Origin of the sequence: Streptomyces sp. NPDC005496, from assembly GCF_042872045.1 — a bacterium.
Lineage (GTDB): Bacteria > Actinomycetota > Actinomycetes > Streptomycetales > Streptomycetaceae > Streptomyces.
In genome coordinates this window covers 654,042-667,810 of record NZ_JBIAJQ010000003.1, presented here as the reverse complement: position 1 = coordinate 667,810, position 13,769 = coordinate 654,042, and the positions used below count along the sequence as shown (strand labels likewise).

At 72.2% G+C, this 13,769-nt stretch carries 14 protein-coding genes; 5 read left to right on the top strand and 9 right to left on the bottom strand.

From position 1 onward, the window contains the following. Positions 1–45 precede the first annotated feature (45 nt). The gene (locus ACFYQQ_RS11670; protein ID WP_355785068.1) at positions 46–1,329 is read left to right on the top strand and encodes a thymidine phosphorylase; all 1,284 of its coding nucleotides are present in this window, start codon (positions 46–48) and stop codon (positions 1,327–1,329) included. 67 nt (positions 1,330–1,396) lie between these two features. On the opposite strand, the gene ACFYQQ_RS11665 is transcribed toward ACFYQQ_RS11670, so the two are convergent. Next, complete coding sequence (locus ACFYQQ_RS11665; RefSeq protein ID WP_355785071.1) at positions 1,397–2,317, bottom strand: AEC family transporter; 921 nt, start codon at positions 2,315–2,317, stop codon at positions 1,397–1,399. A gap of 143 nt (positions 2,318–2,460) precedes the next feature. On the opposite strand from ACFYQQ_RS11665, the gene ACFYQQ_RS11660 reads away from it, so the two are divergent. Next, entirely contained in the window at positions 2,461–2,847 is a 387-nt protein-coding gene (locus ACFYQQ_RS11660) for an STAS domain-containing protein (RefSeq protein WP_356172117.1), read from the top strand. On the opposite strand, the gene ACFYQQ_RS11655 is transcribed toward ACFYQQ_RS11660, so the two are convergent. Further along, entirely contained in the window at positions 2,740–3,744 is a 1,005-nt protein-coding gene (locus ACFYQQ_RS11655; protein ID WP_355785077.1) for a sigma-70 family RNA polymerase sigma factor, read from the bottom strand. The genes ACFYQQ_RS11660 and ACFYQQ_RS11655 overlap by 108 nt on opposite strands. A gap of 248 nt (positions 3,745–3,992) precedes the next feature. Then, the gene (locus ACFYQQ_RS11650) at positions 3,993–5,312 is read right to left on the bottom strand and encodes an MFS transporter (RefSeq protein ID WP_355785079.1); all 1,320 of its coding nucleotides are present in this window, start codon (positions 5,310–5,312) and stop codon (positions 3,993–3,995) included. Positions 5,313–5,374: 62 nt separating this feature from the next. Here ACFYQQ_RS11650 and ACFYQQ_RS11645 point away from each other — a divergent pair, with 62 nt between their 5' ends. After that, on the top strand, positions 5,375–6,328 hold the full coding sequence (locus tag ACFYQQ_RS11645) for a LysR substrate-binding domain-containing protein (protein ID WP_355785082.1): 954 nt from the start codon (positions 5,375–5,377) through the stop codon (positions 6,326–6,328). A 340-nt stretch (positions 6,329–6,668) separates the two neighbouring features. Here ACFYQQ_RS11645 and ACFYQQ_RS11640 read toward each other — a convergent pair whose 3' ends face one another. After that, a complete protein-coding gene (locus tag ACFYQQ_RS11640) occupies positions 6,669–7,430 on the bottom strand; it encodes a prolyl oligopeptidase family serine peptidase (protein ID WP_356172124.1) in 762 nt (253 codons plus the stop codon). A 113-nt stretch (positions 7,431–7,543) separates the two neighbouring features. On the opposite strand from ACFYQQ_RS11640, the gene ACFYQQ_RS11635 reads away from it, so the two are divergent. Together ACFYQQ_RS11635 and ACFYQQ_RS11630 are read left to right on the top strand one after the other, a co-directional pair. Beyond that, a complete protein-coding gene (locus ACFYQQ_RS11635; RefSeq protein WP_356172127.1) occupies positions 7,544–8,692 on the top strand; it encodes an adenosine deaminase in 1,149 nt (382 codons plus the stop codon). Between the two features lie 135 nt (positions 8,693–8,827). Then, entirely contained in the window at positions 8,828–9,181 is a 354-nt protein-coding gene (locus ACFYQQ_RS11630; protein WP_356172129.1) for an ATP-binding protein, read from the top strand. 181 nt (positions 9,182–9,362) lie between these two features. On the opposite strand, the gene ACFYQQ_RS11625 is transcribed toward ACFYQQ_RS11630, so the two are convergent. The 5 genes from ACFYQQ_RS11625 to afsQ1 all read right to left on the bottom strand — a co-directional run bounded on the left by ACFYQQ_RS11625 (position 9,363) and on the right by afsQ1 (position 13,549). Then, positions 9,363–9,563, bottom strand: coding sequence for a PspC domain-containing protein (locus tag ACFYQQ_RS11625; RefSeq protein ID WP_356172131.1), 201 nt, complete (start codon positions 9,561–9,563; stop codon positions 9,363–9,365). A gap of 90 nt (positions 9,564–9,653) precedes the next feature. Further along, on the bottom strand, positions 9,654–10,205 hold the full coding sequence (locus ACFYQQ_RS11620; protein ID WP_388904295.1) for a VanZ family protein: 552 nt from the start codon (positions 10,203–10,205) through the stop codon (positions 9,654–9,656). A gap of 502 nt (positions 10,206–10,707) precedes the next feature. Continuing rightward, the gene (locus ACFYQQ_RS11615) at positions 10,708–11,328 is read right to left on the bottom strand and encodes a hypothetical protein (RefSeq protein WP_355780055.1); all 621 of its coding nucleotides are present in this window, start codon (positions 11,326–11,328) and stop codon (positions 10,708–10,710) included. Then, positions 11,325–12,875 (bottom strand): HAMP domain-containing sensor histidine kinase, encoded by a 1,551-nt coding sequence (locus tag ACFYQQ_RS11610; RefSeq protein WP_355780052.1) that lies wholly within the window; start codon positions 12,873–12,875, stop codon positions 11,325–11,327. The genes ACFYQQ_RS11615 and ACFYQQ_RS11610 overlap by 4 nt, the downstream gene beginning before the upstream one ends. Then, complete coding sequence (gene afsQ1, locus ACFYQQ_RS11605; protein WP_099505496.1) at positions 12,872–13,549, bottom strand: two-component system response regulator AfsQ1; 678 nt, start codon at positions 13,547–13,549, stop codon at positions 12,872–12,874. The genes ACFYQQ_RS11610 and afsQ1 overlap by 4 nt, the downstream gene beginning before the upstream one ends. Positions 13,550–13,769 lie beyond the last annotated feature (220 nt).

The following is a 13,769-nucleotide window of genomic DNA, read 5'->3' as shown; positions in this document are numbered from 1 at the left end:
CCTCCGGACTGTCCGGAGGGGCCGCTGCTCTTCGGAAGGAAAGCCATGGCCATGGACGCCATCTCCGTCATCCGCACCAAGCGGGACCGCGGCGAGTTCAGCGACGAGCAGATCGACTGGGTCATCGACGCGTACACCCGCGGCGAGGTCGCCGACTACCAGATGGCCGCCCTCAACATGGCGATCCTGCTCAACGGCATGAACCGCCGCGAGATCGCCCGCTGGACCGCCGCGATGATCGCCTCGGGCGAGCGCATGGACTTCTCCTCGCTGTCCCGCCCGACCGCCGACAAGCACTCCACCGGCGGCGTCGGCGACAAGATCACGCTGCCGCTCGCGCCCCTCGTGGCGGCCTGCGGCGCGGCCGTCCCGCAGCTGTCGGGACGCGGCCTCGGCCACACCGGCGGCACCCTGGACAAGCTGGAGTCGATCCCCGGCTGGCGGGCGCTGCTCTCCAACGAGGAGATGCTCTCCGTCCTGGACGAGGTCGGCTCGGTCATCTGCGCCGCCGGCGACGGCCTCGCGCCCGCCGACAAGAAGCTGTACGCCCTGCGCGACGTCACCGGCACCGTCGAGGCCATCCCGCTGATCGCCTCCTCGATCATGTCCAAGAAGATCGCCGAGGGCACCGGCTCGCTCGTCCTGGACGTGAAGGTCGGCACCGGCGCCTTCATGAAGACCATCGAGGACGCCCGCGAACTCGCCTCCACCATGGTGGGCCTCGGCACCGACCACGGCGTGAAGACGGTCGCGCTGCTCACCGACATGTCGACCCCGCTCGGCCTGACCGCGGGCAACGCCCTGGAGGTCCGCGAGTCCGTCGAGGTGCTGGCCGGCGGCGGCCCCGCGGACGTCGTCGAGCTGACCCTCGCACTGGCCCGCGAGATGCTCGACGCCGCGGGCGTCAAGGACGCCGACCCGGCGAAGGCGCTCGCCGACGGCTCCGCCATGGACGCCTGGCGCCGCATGATCGCCGCGCAGGGCGGTGACCCGGACGCGCCGCTGCCGACCTCGCGCGAGCAGCACGTCGTCAAGGCTCCCTCCTCCGGTGTCCTGACCCGCCTGGACGCCTACGACATCGGCGTCGGCGCCTGGCGCCTGGGCGCCGGACGCGCGCGCAAGGAGGACCCGGTGCAGGCCGCCGCCGGCATCGAGCTGCACGCCAAGCCGGGCGACACCGTCACGGCCGGCCAGCCGCTGCTCACCCTGCACACCGACACCCCCGAGCGCTTCGCGTACGCGCTCGAAGCGGTCGAGGGCTCGTACGACATCGCCGCGGCGGGCACGGACTTCACGCCGGCCCCGATCGTGCTGGAGCGCATCGCCTGACCCCGTACGTCCCGGAAAGGGGGCCGGTGCCTCGGCGCCGGCCCCTTTCCGGCTGTCCGGGCGGGGGTCAGCCCAGCAGCGCGGCGATCACCACCAGCACCGGCACGGACACGATCGTAGAGAGCAGGATCGACTCCCGCGCGAGCACCTCGCCGGTCCCGTAGCGGGAGGCGTAGGTGAAGAGGTTCTGCGCGGCGGGCAGCGCCGAGGTGACGACCACGTCGAGCAGCGGCGCGCCCTTGAGCCCGAACACCCCGGCGGCCAGCGCCCAGGCGGCCAGGGGCTGCCCCGCCGACTTCAGGGCGACCGAGAGCAGCACCGGGTGACGGTCCGGGCCGCGGCCGGGCAGGGTGCTGCCGCACAGCGAGATGCCGAACGCCAGCAGCACCGCGGGCACCGACATGTTCCCGATCAGGGTGATCGGATCCAGGACCGGCCCGGGCACCCGAAGGCCGCTCGCCGACACGGCGACCCCGGCGAGCGAGCCGACCGCCACGGGGTTGCGCAGCGGTGTGAGCAGGCGCTGCCACAGCGGGGCCTTGCCGTCCCGGCCGGCCAGGTCCAGCACGGTCAGCGCGACCGGGGTCACCCCGATCAGCTGGAACAGCAGCACCGGCGCCACCAGAGAGGCGTCGCCGAGGACGTACACCGCGATCGGGATGCCGAGGTTGCCGGAGTTGACGTAGCTGGAGCACAGCGCGCCGATGGTCGTACGCCCGACGCCCCAGCGGCGTACGGCACCCACCGTGATGAAGACGCCCGCCGCCACCGCCGTGCTCATCGCGGTGACCAGGAGCCGGCTGGAGAAGACCACCGACAGGTCGGCCCCGGCGAGCGTCGTGAACAGCAGCGCGGGCGAGGCCACGTGGAAGGCGAGCTTGGTCAGGACCTCGCGTCCGTTCGCCCCCAGATAGCCGCGGCGGCCGATGACGTAGCCGACCGCGATGACGGCGGCGATGACGCCGAAACCCGTCAGTACCCCCCGCACAGCACCCCCACCGGGACGAAGAGGCCGTCGCGCGGGGCGGAGGGAGCTGATCTATGGGGCATACAACCAACCCTCCGGGGAAGGCCGGTCCCAGGTCAATGTGATCCCTGTCGTGGGCACGGCACGGCACGGCGCCGCCCCCGATGAGTTCCGCGCCTCACTCCGGTCTACTGAAGGTGGACGCCACGACACCCGCCGTACTCGCGCTGCCGGGCCCCGTCACCCGTGACGCGGTGCCCCGGCTCTGCGCACGTGTACGCGCACAGCTGGAGGAGACCGGGGCCGGGGTCGTGATCTGCGACGTAGCGGGGCTCGGACCGCCCGGTCTGGCGGCCGTCGACGCGCTGGCCAGACTGGAACTCACCGCCCGCCGCGCCGGCGGGCGGATACGTCTGCGGAACGCGGACCCCGCGCTGCGGGCCCTACTCGGTCTGGTCGGCCTCCGCTTCGAGGCGGAGGGGGAGCCCGAAGAGCGGGAACCAGCGGGCGGTGTCCAGGAAGCAGTGGAACCCGGTGATCCGCCCCTTTGAGATCTCCAGCGCCTGCACCGCCCACGGCACGAAGCCGTCCGACTCCGGGTCCGGCTTGTAGTGCGCGAAGCCCGGCAGGCCGTTGACCCCGACCGGCACCAGGCGCGAGCCCGCGCAGGCGGCGCCCAGCGTCGTCATGAAGCCGGTGATGTCGTCCGGGCCGCGCAGCCACAGGTCGAACGGCGGCATCGTCATGATCGCGTCTTCGTGCAGCAGGGCCGTCAGCGCCGTCATGTCGTACCCCTCGAACGCGGCGACGTAGCGCTCCAGGAGCTTCTGCTGCTCCTCGTCCAGGGGGTCGGAGACGGCGGCCTCGGCGCCCTCGCCCGCGCTCTCGGCAAGCGTCGCGCGGGCCCGCTGGAGCGCGCTGTTGACCGAGGCGACCGTGGTGCCGAGCAACTCCGCGACCTCGCTCGCCTTCCACGCCAGGACCTCGCGCAGGATCAGCACGGCCCGCTGCTTGGGCGGCAGTTGCTGGAGCGCGGCCATGAAGGCGAGGCGCACCGACTCCTTCGCCACCGCCGCCTCCGCCGGGTCGCCGACCGCCGGGAGCACGCGCGTGTCGGGCATGGGCTCAAGCCACGTGTGGTCCGGGCGGGGGTTCAGGGCCGCGCGGTCCAGCGGCGAGGGGCCTGTCAGATCCATGGGGCGAGCCCTTCGGTTCCCCGCGCTCAGCATGTCCAGGCAGACGTTCGTGGCGATCCGGTAGAGCCATGAGCGCATCGAGGAGCGGCCCTCGAACTTGTCGTAGCTGCGCCAGGCGCGGACCATCGTGTCCTGCACCGCGTCCTCGGCCTCGAAGGAGGAGCCGAGCATGCGGTAGCAGTACCCGGTCAGCTCGGTCCTGTGCTTCTCCAGCCGGACGTCCAGGTCCGCCGTCGCCGTACCGTCACTCATCGCCAACCCACCCCTGTGGCTCTGTCCGTCGCACCTTCGCGCCAGCACTTCGGAAGCTACCGCAGCCCACTGACAATGGCCCCCGGAAGGGCGAAGTCCCAGGTGGGAGGGGGTGTGAAGAACGCCGTTCCCGCGCCCCCGCCGTCCCGGGCAAAGGCAGGGCCCGGCGGGCGCGCTCCTCGGAGCCCGGAAACAGGCCGAGCGGCGCACTCCTCGGGTCCCGCGAGCCGCGATCCGGGGACCTGGACTCAGCGGGCCAGGGCGGGCCCGCGGCGGGACGAGACCCGCGCCGCGTGTGAGCCGAACACCGTCACCGACACGACGCCGAGCACCGCCAGCAGCCCCAGGCCCACCGTCCCGGCCCAGCCGCCCGCGTGGAAGGCGACCGCGCCGAGCGTGCTGCCCGCGCTGGAACCCACGTAGTAGGCGGACTGGTACAGCGCCGACGCCTGGGCCCGGCCGCGCGTGGCCGTGTGGCTCACCGCGGAGGACGCCACCGCGTGGCCCGCGAAGAAGCCCGCGGTGATCAGGACCAGGCCGAGCAGGACCAGCGGCAGGGACCCGGCCAGGGACAGCAGCAGCCCGGCCGCCGTCGTGCCGCCCGCCAGGTACAGCGAGCCGCGCCGGCCCAGCCGGGCGACCAGCCCGCCCGCCGTCGAGGCGGACACCGTACCGACCAGGTAGACCAGGAAGACCGAGCCGACGATGCCCTGGGGCAGCGAGAACGGCGCCTCGGTGAGGCGGTAGCCGATCACCGTGTAGACCGCGCCGAACACCGTCATGAACAGCGCGCCGATCGCGTACAGCCGGCACAGCAGCGGGTTCGCCAGGTGGTCGCGGACCGTGCGCGCCAGGACGCGGGGCCGCAGCGACCCCGGGGTGAAGTGCCGCGGCGCCGGGAGCAGCAGCCGGAAGGCGACCGCGCAGGCCACCGCGAGCACGCCGATCACCCCGACGGCGACCCGCCAGCCCCACTCCTGCGCGACCCAGCCGGTGATGACCCGGCCGCTCATCCCGCCGACGCTGTTGCCCGCCACGAACAGGCCGATCGCCGTGATCAGCGCCTTCGGCCGGACCTCCTCGGCCAGATACGCCGTCGCCGACGCGGGCAGCCCCGCCAGCGCCGCGCCCTGCACCGCCCGCAGCGCGACCAGGGCGCCGAGCGAGGGGGCGAAGGGGACCAGCAGGCCGACGGACACGGCGATCGCCAGCGACGCCGTCATCATCGTCCGCCGCCCGAACCGCTCCGACAGCGCGCTCATCGGCAGGACGAACAGCGCCAGCGCGCCGGTCGCCGCCGACACCGTCCAGCTCGCCTCGCTCGCGCTGACGCCGAAGTCGCCGGATACGAGGGGCAGGAGCGCCTGCGTCGAGTAGAGGAGCGCGAACGTCGCGACACCGGCGAGGAAGAGGGCGAGGCTCATCCGGCGGTAGCCGGGGCCGCCGGGGGCCATGCGCGCGTCGGGCGCATCGGGCGCGTGAGGCGCGTGCGGGGCGGGTGCGTCGGGAGCGGGGACGGACGGTACGGCGTCCACGGTGGTGGACGCCCCGGTACTGGCGGAAGGCATGCCTCGAACGTAGGCAGCCGTGATTCATCCGTCCAATGCACGGAAACCCCATAATCGTTCCCATGGCGCATCAGCAGAGGTCAGAGGCTCACCTGTCACCGTCCAGTGACACAGAAGACATCGTGGCGGTGCTCGCCCCACGGCTCGCGTACTTCGCCGGGGTCGCCCGCACCGAGCACGTCACGCGCGCCGCGCAGGAGATGCAGGTCCCGCAGTCCACCCTGTCCCGGGCGATGGTGCGCCTGGAACAGGACCTCGGGGTCGAGCTGTTCGCCCGCCGCGGCCGGACGGTCGCGCTCACTCCGGCCGGCCGTACGTTCCTCGGGTCCGTCGAGCGGGCGCTCGCGGAGATCGAGCGCGCCGCCGAGGAGGTGCGGGCCGACGCCGACCCCGCCACCGGCAAGGTCGCCTTCGGGTTCCTGCACACCATGGGCTCGGAGACGGTGCCCGCGCTCATCCGCGCCTTCCGCGCCGACCATCCGCGCGTCCGCTTCAGTCTCGTCCAGAACTACGGCGAGGCGATGATCGAACGGCTGCGCTCGGGCGAGCTGGACCTGTGCCTGACCTCGCCGGTGCCGGACGCGCCCGACCTGGTGGGCCGCCGGCTCGACGAGCAGAAGCTGCGGCTCGTGGTGCCGGCCGACCATCCGCTGGCCGCGCGGCGGCGCGTCCGGCTCGCCGAGGCGGCCGACGAGACCTTCGTGACCCTCGAACCCGGCTACGGGCTGCGCCGGATCACCGACGACCTCTGCCAACAGGCGGGATTCCGGCCGCGGATCGCCTTCGAGGGCGAGGAGGCGGAGACGCTGCGCGGGCTCGTCGCCGCGGGGCTCGGCGTCGCCCTGCTGCCGCCACCGGCCGTGCCCCGTCCGGGAGTTGCCGAACTGACCGTCACCGCCCCGCGCGCGGCCCGCGAGATCGGCGTCGCCTGGCTCGACGGCCACCCGGACACCCCACCGGTGGCGGCCTTCAAGAAGTTCCTGCTCTCCAGGCGGGGACGGCTGTTGCCGGACTGAGTGGCGGGGTGGGGTTGTGGTGAGGGCCGGGGCTGCGGTGGGTGGGCGCGGGTCGGTTTGTGGGGAGTCGGGTCGGGGGACGGGCGGGTCGGCTGGTGGGGCGTCGGGTCGGGGGACGGGCGGTTCGGCTCGTGGGGCGTCGGGTCAGAGGGGATGAGCGGTTCGGCTCGTGGGCCGTCGGGTCGGGAGACAGGTGGCCGGCGCACCGGCGAGGGTGCGGTGCGGGGCCGGGCGGGCGGCGCGGGGCGTCGGTCGGGGGAGCGGGGCGCGTCGGGGCTGCGGTGCAGGTCGTCGGGTCGGTGGGCGGGTGGTGCGGGCGCCTTCGAGGTGCGGGCAGGGGCTAGCGGCGTAGGGAGCGGCCGAAGCCGGCTGCCAGCGGCATCCGCAGGCCCAGCGGCGGCGGCGCGGCGAACGCGTCCTGCACCGGCCGCGAGAAGCCCCGCGCGAACAGCGCCCCCATCACGAAGTCCTCGGCCAGCGCGTGCACTTCGGCCCGGTGCTGGTGCAGGTGATGCCCGTCCGAGTGGACCTCGAAGCGGCAGATGTCGCGGTTCGCCTTCTTCGCGCGCGCCGCGAGCCGGAACGACAACTCCGGGTCCGTGCGCTGGTCGTTCGTGCCGTGCACGATCAGCACCCGCCGGCCCGCCAGGTGCTTCACCGGTTCGGGCGGCGCCGCCACGTCCTCCTCGGGCAGCCAGGGGGCGAGCGCCAGCACCGAGTTGACGGCCGAGTGCCCGGCCGCCCGCAGCGCCGCCCGGGCCCCCATGTCCACTCCGGCGAGGCACACGGGCACGTCCCCGTAGCGCCGTACCACCTCGTCGGCGGCCCACGACGCGTCGTGGGCCAGGTGCGCCTCCGCGCCGTTCCACCCGCGGTAGCGGTAGTGCACCACGTGGGTCGCCAGACCCTCGGTGCGGCCCGCCTGCGTGAGGCGGCGCCCCAGCGCTCGTACCGAAGCCGCCGCCACCAGGGGTGACGGTCTGCGGTCGGAGGTCTCGTCGCCGCCCGGGAGCAGCAGCACCACTCCGCTCACCGCCGTCGGCTCGGGCCCGAGCGCCCTTCCCAGCCGGGCCCTGCGAACCGGCGTCGCTTGCTGTGCCATGACAGAACAGTGTCAGAAGCATTGGTGTACGCCATCCGTCCTGGGGGTCACCTTTGGGTATCGGCGGATCGGCGTGCCGAGAGATCTACGCGCGTAGGCGTTAGAGTGCGGAAATGACGAGCCAGCACCCGAACACCCCGAGCTCGGAGCAGATCCGCCGGGCGCCCAAGGTCCTGCTGCACGACCACCTCGACGGGGGCCTGCGCCCCGGCACGATCGTCGACCTGGCCCGCGCGAACGGCTACGACGGTCTCCCCGAGTCCGATCCCGACAAGCTCGGCGTCTGGTTCCGCGAGGCGGCCGACTCCGGCTCCCTGGAGCGGTACCTGGAGACCTTCGCCCACACCTGCGCCGTCATGCAGACCCGCGAGGCGCTCGTCCGTGTCGCCGCCGAGTGCGCCGAGGACCTCGCCGAGGACGGCGTCGTCTACGCCGAGGTCCGGTACGCGCCCGAGCAGCACCTGGAGGGCGGGCTCACCCTCGAAGAGGTCGTCGAGGCCGTCAACGAGGGCTTCCGCGAAGGCGAGAAGCGGGCCCGGGAGAACGGGCACCGGATCCGGGTCGGTGCCCTCCTGACCGCCATGCGGCACGCGGCCCGCGCGCTGGAGATCGCCGAACTCGCCAACCGCTACCGCGATCTGGGCGTCGTCGGCTTCGACATCGCCGGTGCCGAGGCCGGGTTCCCGCCCACCCGGCACCTCGACGCCTTCGAGTACCTCAAGCGCGAGAACAACCACTTCACCATCCACGCCGGCGAGGCCTTCGGGCTGCCCTCGATCTGGCAGGCCCTCCAGTGGTGCGGTGCCGACCGGCTCGGGCACGGTGTGCGGATCATCGACGACATCGAGGTCCGCGAGGACGGCTCCGTGCAGTTGGGGCGCCTCGCCTCGTACGTGCGCGACAAGCGCATCCCGCTGGAGCTGTGCCCCAGCTCCAACCTGCAGACCGGCGCCGCGGACTCGTACGCCGCCCACCCCATCGGGCTGCTGCGGCGGCTGCACTTCCGCGCGACCGTCAACACGGACAACCGGCTGATGTCCGGGACCAGCATGAGCCGGGAATTCGAGCACCTTGTCGAAGCGTTCGGTTATTCACTCGACGACATGCAGTGGTTCTCAGTCAATGCTATGAAGTCAGCATTCATTCCTTTCGATGAACGACTGGCCATGATCAGTGACGTGATCAAGCCCGGTTATGCCGAGCTGAAGTCCGAATGGCTGTTCCAGCAAAACTTCTCCACCAGCGGTTCTGTGGGAGAATAAGGGTTTTCCGAAAATCGGGAAAGCGGCCGGGAGGGGTTGACCCGGCCGCTTTTCGATGTTTGCGGGCCGAGCGTTCGCGTGTTTACGGTCGTGGACCGCTCACATCCCCGTCACGCATTCAAGGACGCATTCAACATGAAGCAGTCTGCTGCCAAGACCCTCGGTGTCGCCGCCCTCGGTGCCGCCTTCGCCGCCGCGGGCACCGGTGCCGCGAACGCGGCGCCGGCCATGCCGGACGCCTCCTCGGCGCTCGACACCGTCACCGCGGCGCTCCCGACCGAGAACCTCGGCAACTCGCTGCCCGGCGGGAACGGCACGCTCGAGACCGGCAAGGACGCGCTGGGCGAGGGCCTCCGCGCCGCCCAGCCCGCCGTCGGGCAGCTGCTCGCCGAGGGGCCGACCGGGCCGGTGGCCGGGCTGCTGGGCGGGCTGCCGATCCAGGGGCTGCCGACGCACGGGCTGCCCGTGAACGGGGTGCCGCTGGGCTGACGCCCGGTCTTTCCGTCTTTCCGTAGGCTCGGTCGGCTCTGGTGCCGATCGGTCCTCGCGCGGACGTCGTTGGGGCGCGCCCGGGTTCGGGTGCGCCCCAACTGGGTTGTGGCTGAGTGGTGTTGTGTCTCGCGCCTTCCGGGCGGCCCGTGGTCGGGCGTCCTGCCGGCGGTCGTCCTCACTACCAGGCCGTGCGGGCCTTGTCCTCCGACGGGAACAGGAACCACAGCGCTATGTAGAGCACGAACTGCGGGCCCGGCAGCAGGCACGACACCAGGAAGATCACCCGCATCGTCGTCGCGGAGGTACCGAAGCGCCGCGCCAGCGCTGCGCACACTCCGCCGATCATGCGACCTTGGGTGGGGCGGGCAATGGCGGTCATCATGGCTCCTTCGTGAACCGTGCCGAGGCTTCCCTGGCGGCTGCCTCATCCCTGTCAAAGCTACGGTCACGAAGCGGGCGAAGCGTCGCTCTACGGTGCGATGCCGACCCTGGGAATCGTCGGGGTCAGACCCTGAGTCGTCTCCTCCGGGCGGACGGTCGAGCGGCGCCGTGTCTCGGCCCTGCGGCGGAGACGGGCGCGGGCGGCGGGTACGACGGCCATGTGGGCCAGGGCCACGCCGGCCGTGTTCAGCAGCAGGGAGTCGATGTCGACGACCTGGCCCGGTACGCCGGTCTGGAACAGCTCGATGCCGAGGGAGATCAGGGCGCCCGCGGTCATCGTGCGGAGCAGGGAGGCCAGAGGGGAGGCGGTGAGTCTGCCGCCGGCCAGGGGGAGCAGGACGCCTAGCGGGGCCAGCAGGGCGAGGCCCTCGCCTATGCGGCGGGCCGCTTCCTGTGGGGTGAGGGCCAGGTCGGCCCGGATGCCGGCGAAGGGCCGCAGGTTGGCGGCGCTCACCCAGGGGACGTCCAGGGGGCGCAGCGTGATCCAGGCGACGAGCGCGAGGTGGGCGACGAGGAGGACACCTCCTGTCGCACGGACGCGGGTCACGGCGCTGCCGCCGTTCGAGCCTTGACGCTGCACGTCCCCCTAGACGCGGGGGTTGGTGGGATCGGTTCCGGGTGGGGCGGGGGTCACACCGTCTGGAGCCCCTGCGGTGTCCGGTTCGGTGGGCGTCGGGCGCTGTCCGGCGGTGGGTGGGTCGGGGCCGTGCCGGTACATCCGGCCGTCGGTAGTTGTTGTGGGCGTCCGTTACCAGCGTTCCTCGGTCGGGTACGTCCCCGTCTCGACGGCCATTTGATGTACCGGCACGGCCCCTTCGGTCGCATGGCGGCTTGCGGTTCGTAGGGGCTGAGCTGCGGGGGCGCGGGGTCGGTGGCTCCGGTGCGGGCACACGTGCGGTGAAGGGCGGCGGCCCCTCCAGCTGCGGGCAGGCGTGCCGCTAGGGGCGATGGGGGAGGATGGGCGCAGGCGGCTCCCCGTTGGCGCCGGGTTCGCCGTCCCACCCTGACCTCGGCTGCGGCACCGGGTGCCGGATGTACGTGGGGTGAGCGGGACCGCCGCGGCCTCGGCTGTGGGGGTGGGGTCAGTTTTCGGTGATGTCTGTGGAGGGGGGAGTCTCTGTGCCGGGGCTGGCGCGGACCTCTGTGGTGCAGTCGTAGTGGTGGAGCGGGGCCGGGGCGGGGCCGCCCAGGATGACGGAGCCGTCGTCCGCCGCGGTCGCCTCCGAGTCGGCGAACGTGCAGATGATCTGCGCGAGGGCGTACGACGTCAGCTTCTCCGGCGCCGTGCTGAGCCGGAACGTGTTCTCCGGGTCCTTGCCCTGCGGCCCGCTCACCCGCGTACCGGCGCGCACGTCGGTCGAGTAACCGGCCTGCCTCTCCGGCGAGGAGGGCGTTCCCGCGAGCTGGTCCAGGAGACCCTGGGCGACCAGTACCCGGCGCTGCGCCTCCGCCGTACCGTCCGGGATGCGCACCGACCGGTCGACCGTCACCAGTTGCGAGGAGCACAGGAGGAAGACCTGGACCGGGATGCCGGGCGCCGACCGGGTGGCGATGTCGGAGCCCGGCAGCGAGCACGGCACCCGGGACGGCGCGGGGCCGAAGTCCGTCGGGACCTGGGTCGAGCGGATGCCGCAGCCCGTGAGCAGCGCCGCGGACGCCACGAGCGTCAGCCAGGGGCGTACGCCCCGCAGTCGTCGCCTCATCCGGCGTCCTCCTCCGTGCCGTCCGCCTCCGGGGGCACGGACGTGTCCTGGGGCAGCCGCAGGGTGAACACGGCGCCGCCCTTGGGCGAGTTCGCCGCCGTGATCTCGCCGCCGTGGATGTGCGCGTTCTCCAGGGCGATGGACAGGCCGAGTCCGCTGCCCTCGGAGCGCGGGCGGGACGCGCTCGCCTTGTAGAAGCGGTCGAAGACGTGCGGGAGCACGTCCTCGGGGATGCCGGGGCCGTGGTCCTGGACCTCGATCACCAGGTCGTCGGACTCCTTGCGGACGAAGACGCAGACCGGCGAGCCGCCGTGCTTGAGCGCGTTGCCGATCAGGTTGGCGAGGATGACGTCGAGCCGGCGCGGGTCGAGCCGGACCATCATGCCGCGCTCGGCGTTGAGTTCCACCGCGTCCAGCCAGGCGCGCGCGTCGATGCACGCCGTGATCTGATCGGCGATGTCCACGTCGTCAAGGACCAGGCGGGCCGTGCCCGCGTCGAAGCGGGTGACCTCCATCAGGTTCTCGACGAGGTCGTTCAGGCGGCGGGTCTCGCTGACCACCAGCCGGACCGCCGGCTCGATCATCGGGTCCACACTGCCGGTCTCCGCGTCGAGTTCCTCTTCGAGGACCTCCGTCACGGCGGTGATCGCGGTCAGCGGCGTGCGCAGTTCGTGGGACATGTCGGCGACGAAGCGGCGGGACGCCTCGTCGCGCGCGCTCATGTCCTGGACGCGTTTCTCCAGGGACTCCGCCGTGCGGTTGAACGTGCGTGACAGATCGGCGAGTTCGTCCGTGCCCGAGACGCGGAGCCTCGTGTCGAGCTTGCCCTCGCCGAGCCTGCGGGCCGCGGTGCCGAGGCGGTGCACCGGCTTGAGGACCGTGGTCGCCGCGGCCTGCGCGAGCAGCGCCGAGCCGATCAGCGCCAGGCCCGTGGCGATCCCCAGCGACCAGGCGAGGGAGTTGAGGTCCTTGGCCTCCGGTTCGAGGGACTTGAGCATGTAGCCGGTCGGGCCACCGCCGATCACCCTCGTGCCGGCCACCAGGTACGGCTCGTCGTCCTCCACGATCCGCTGCCAGTACAGGTGGTACGCGTACTTGTTGCCGGAGGAGACCGACTGCCTCTTGTTCACGGCCTTCTGGAGGGACTTCGGCACGTCCTCCAGGGTGAACGCGTCCAGGTCCGAGTTGCCCGTGACCGTCCGGCCGCTCTTGTCGGCCTCGACGAGCAGCACACTGAAGCGCTGGCTGCTGTTGGCCATCTGCCCCGCCGTGTGCTGCAGTTCGTCCTGCGTGGGGTGCGGGCGCAGGGCGCTGGCGCGGTTCTGCATCTCCTGCTGGAAGTCGCGCAGCACCGCGTCCTGGGTACGGGTGAGCACGGCCTCGCGGTTGAGCCAGTACGCGATCCCCGACGCCGACACCGCCGCGGTGAGCGCGACCAGCCCGAACACCACGACCAGGCGCAGCCGCAGGCTGGTGAAGCGCAGACCGGCGAGCCTCGCCCTGCGCGCCGCGGCCCAGCCGCGGCGCTCGTCCTGCGGTGGTGTCACTGAGGGTTGTCCAGCCGGTAGCCGACTCCGCGCACGGTACGGATCAGGGTGGGCGAGGACGGGACGTCCTCCACCTTCGCGCGCAGGCGCTGCACGCACGCGTCGACCAGGCGGGAGTCGCCCAGGTAGTCGTGCTCCCAGACCAGTCGCAGCAACTGCTGGCGGGACAGCGCCTGTCCGGGTCTGCGGCTCAGCTCCAGGAGCAACCGCAGCTCGGTCGGCGTCAGTTGCAGGTCCTCGCCGTTCTTCGTGACGGTCATGGCGGCCCGGTCGATGACCAGGGAACCGAACGTCGCCGAGTCGTTGGCCTCCCGCTCGCCGCGCCGCAGCACCGCCCGGATACGGGCGTCGAGGACGCGGCCCTGCACCGGCTTGACCACGTAGTCGTCGGCGCCGGACTCCAGCCCGACCACCACGTCGATGTCGTCGCTTCGGGCGGTCAGCAGGATGATCGGCAGCTGGTCCGTGCGCCGGATGCGGCGGCACACCTCGAATCCGTCGATGCCCGGCAGCATCACGTCCAGCACGATGAGATCCGGCCGTTGCTCTCGCAGCAGCTTCAGACCGTCCTCGCCGGTGGCAGCGGTGGCCACACGGTGTCCCTGGCGCGTCAAAGAGAGCTCCAGGGCCGTACGGATGGCGTCGTCGTCCTCGATCAGCAACAGGGAAGGCACGAACGTCATTCTGGCCCATCGCACGGTGGTCTATCGACCGTTGAACCGCTCCCACCCATCTCTTGCACAGATGGAAGTCGCCATGAGCCGTCTGCGTAGTCGTACGGCTCTTCTCCGTGATCGCCGCGTGACGCGCCCGGGGGTGACCCCTGTGACAGGCCTGTGACAGTCGGCGGACACGGCCATGAAGTGCCGGCGGCAGAGTTTTCGACACCAGCAA

Excerpts from the sequence above, each read along its gene's own strand:
- ACFYQQ_RS11615 (WP_355780055.1), bottom strand. The coding sequence starts at position 11,328 with ATGAGGCGACGACTGCGGGGCGTACGCCCCTGGCTGACGCTCGTGGCG.
- ACFYQQ_RS11630 (WP_356172129.1), top strand. The coding sequence starts at position 8,828 with ATGAAGCAGTCTGCTGCCAAGACCCTCGGTGTCGCCGCCCTCGGTGCC.
- ACFYQQ_RS11635 (WP_356172127.1), top strand. The coding sequence starts at position 7,544 with ATGACGAGCCAGCACCCGAACACCCCGAGCTCGGAGCAGATCCGCCGG.
- ACFYQQ_RS11660 (WP_356172117.1), top strand. The coding sequence starts at position 2,461 with ATGAGTTCCGCGCCTCACTCCGGTCTACTGAAGGTGGACGCCACGACA.
- ACFYQQ_RS11645 (WP_355785082.1), top strand. The coding sequence starts at position 5,375 with ATGGCGCATCAGCAGAGGTCAGAGGCTCACCTGTCACCGTCCAGTGAC.
- ACFYQQ_RS11650 (WP_355785079.1), bottom strand. The coding sequence starts at position 5,312 with ATGCCTTCCGCCAGTACCGGGGCGTCCACCACCGTGGACGCCGTACCG.
- ACFYQQ_RS11655 (WP_355785077.1), bottom strand. The coding sequence starts at position 3,744 with ATGAGTGACGGTACGGCGACGGCGGACCTGGACGTCCGGCTGGAGAAG.
- ACFYQQ_RS11625 (WP_356172131.1), bottom strand. The coding sequence starts at position 9,563 with ATGACCGCCATTGCCCGCCCCACCCAAGGTCGCATGATCGGCGGAGTG.
- ACFYQQ_RS11640 (WP_356172124.1), bottom strand. The coding sequence starts at position 7,430 with ATGGCACAGCAAGCGACGCCGGTTCGCAGGGCCCGGCTGGGAAGGGCG.
- ACFYQQ_RS11670 (WP_355785068.1), top strand. The coding sequence starts at position 46 with ATGGCCATGGACGCCATCTCCGTCATCCGCACCAAGCGGGACCGCGGC.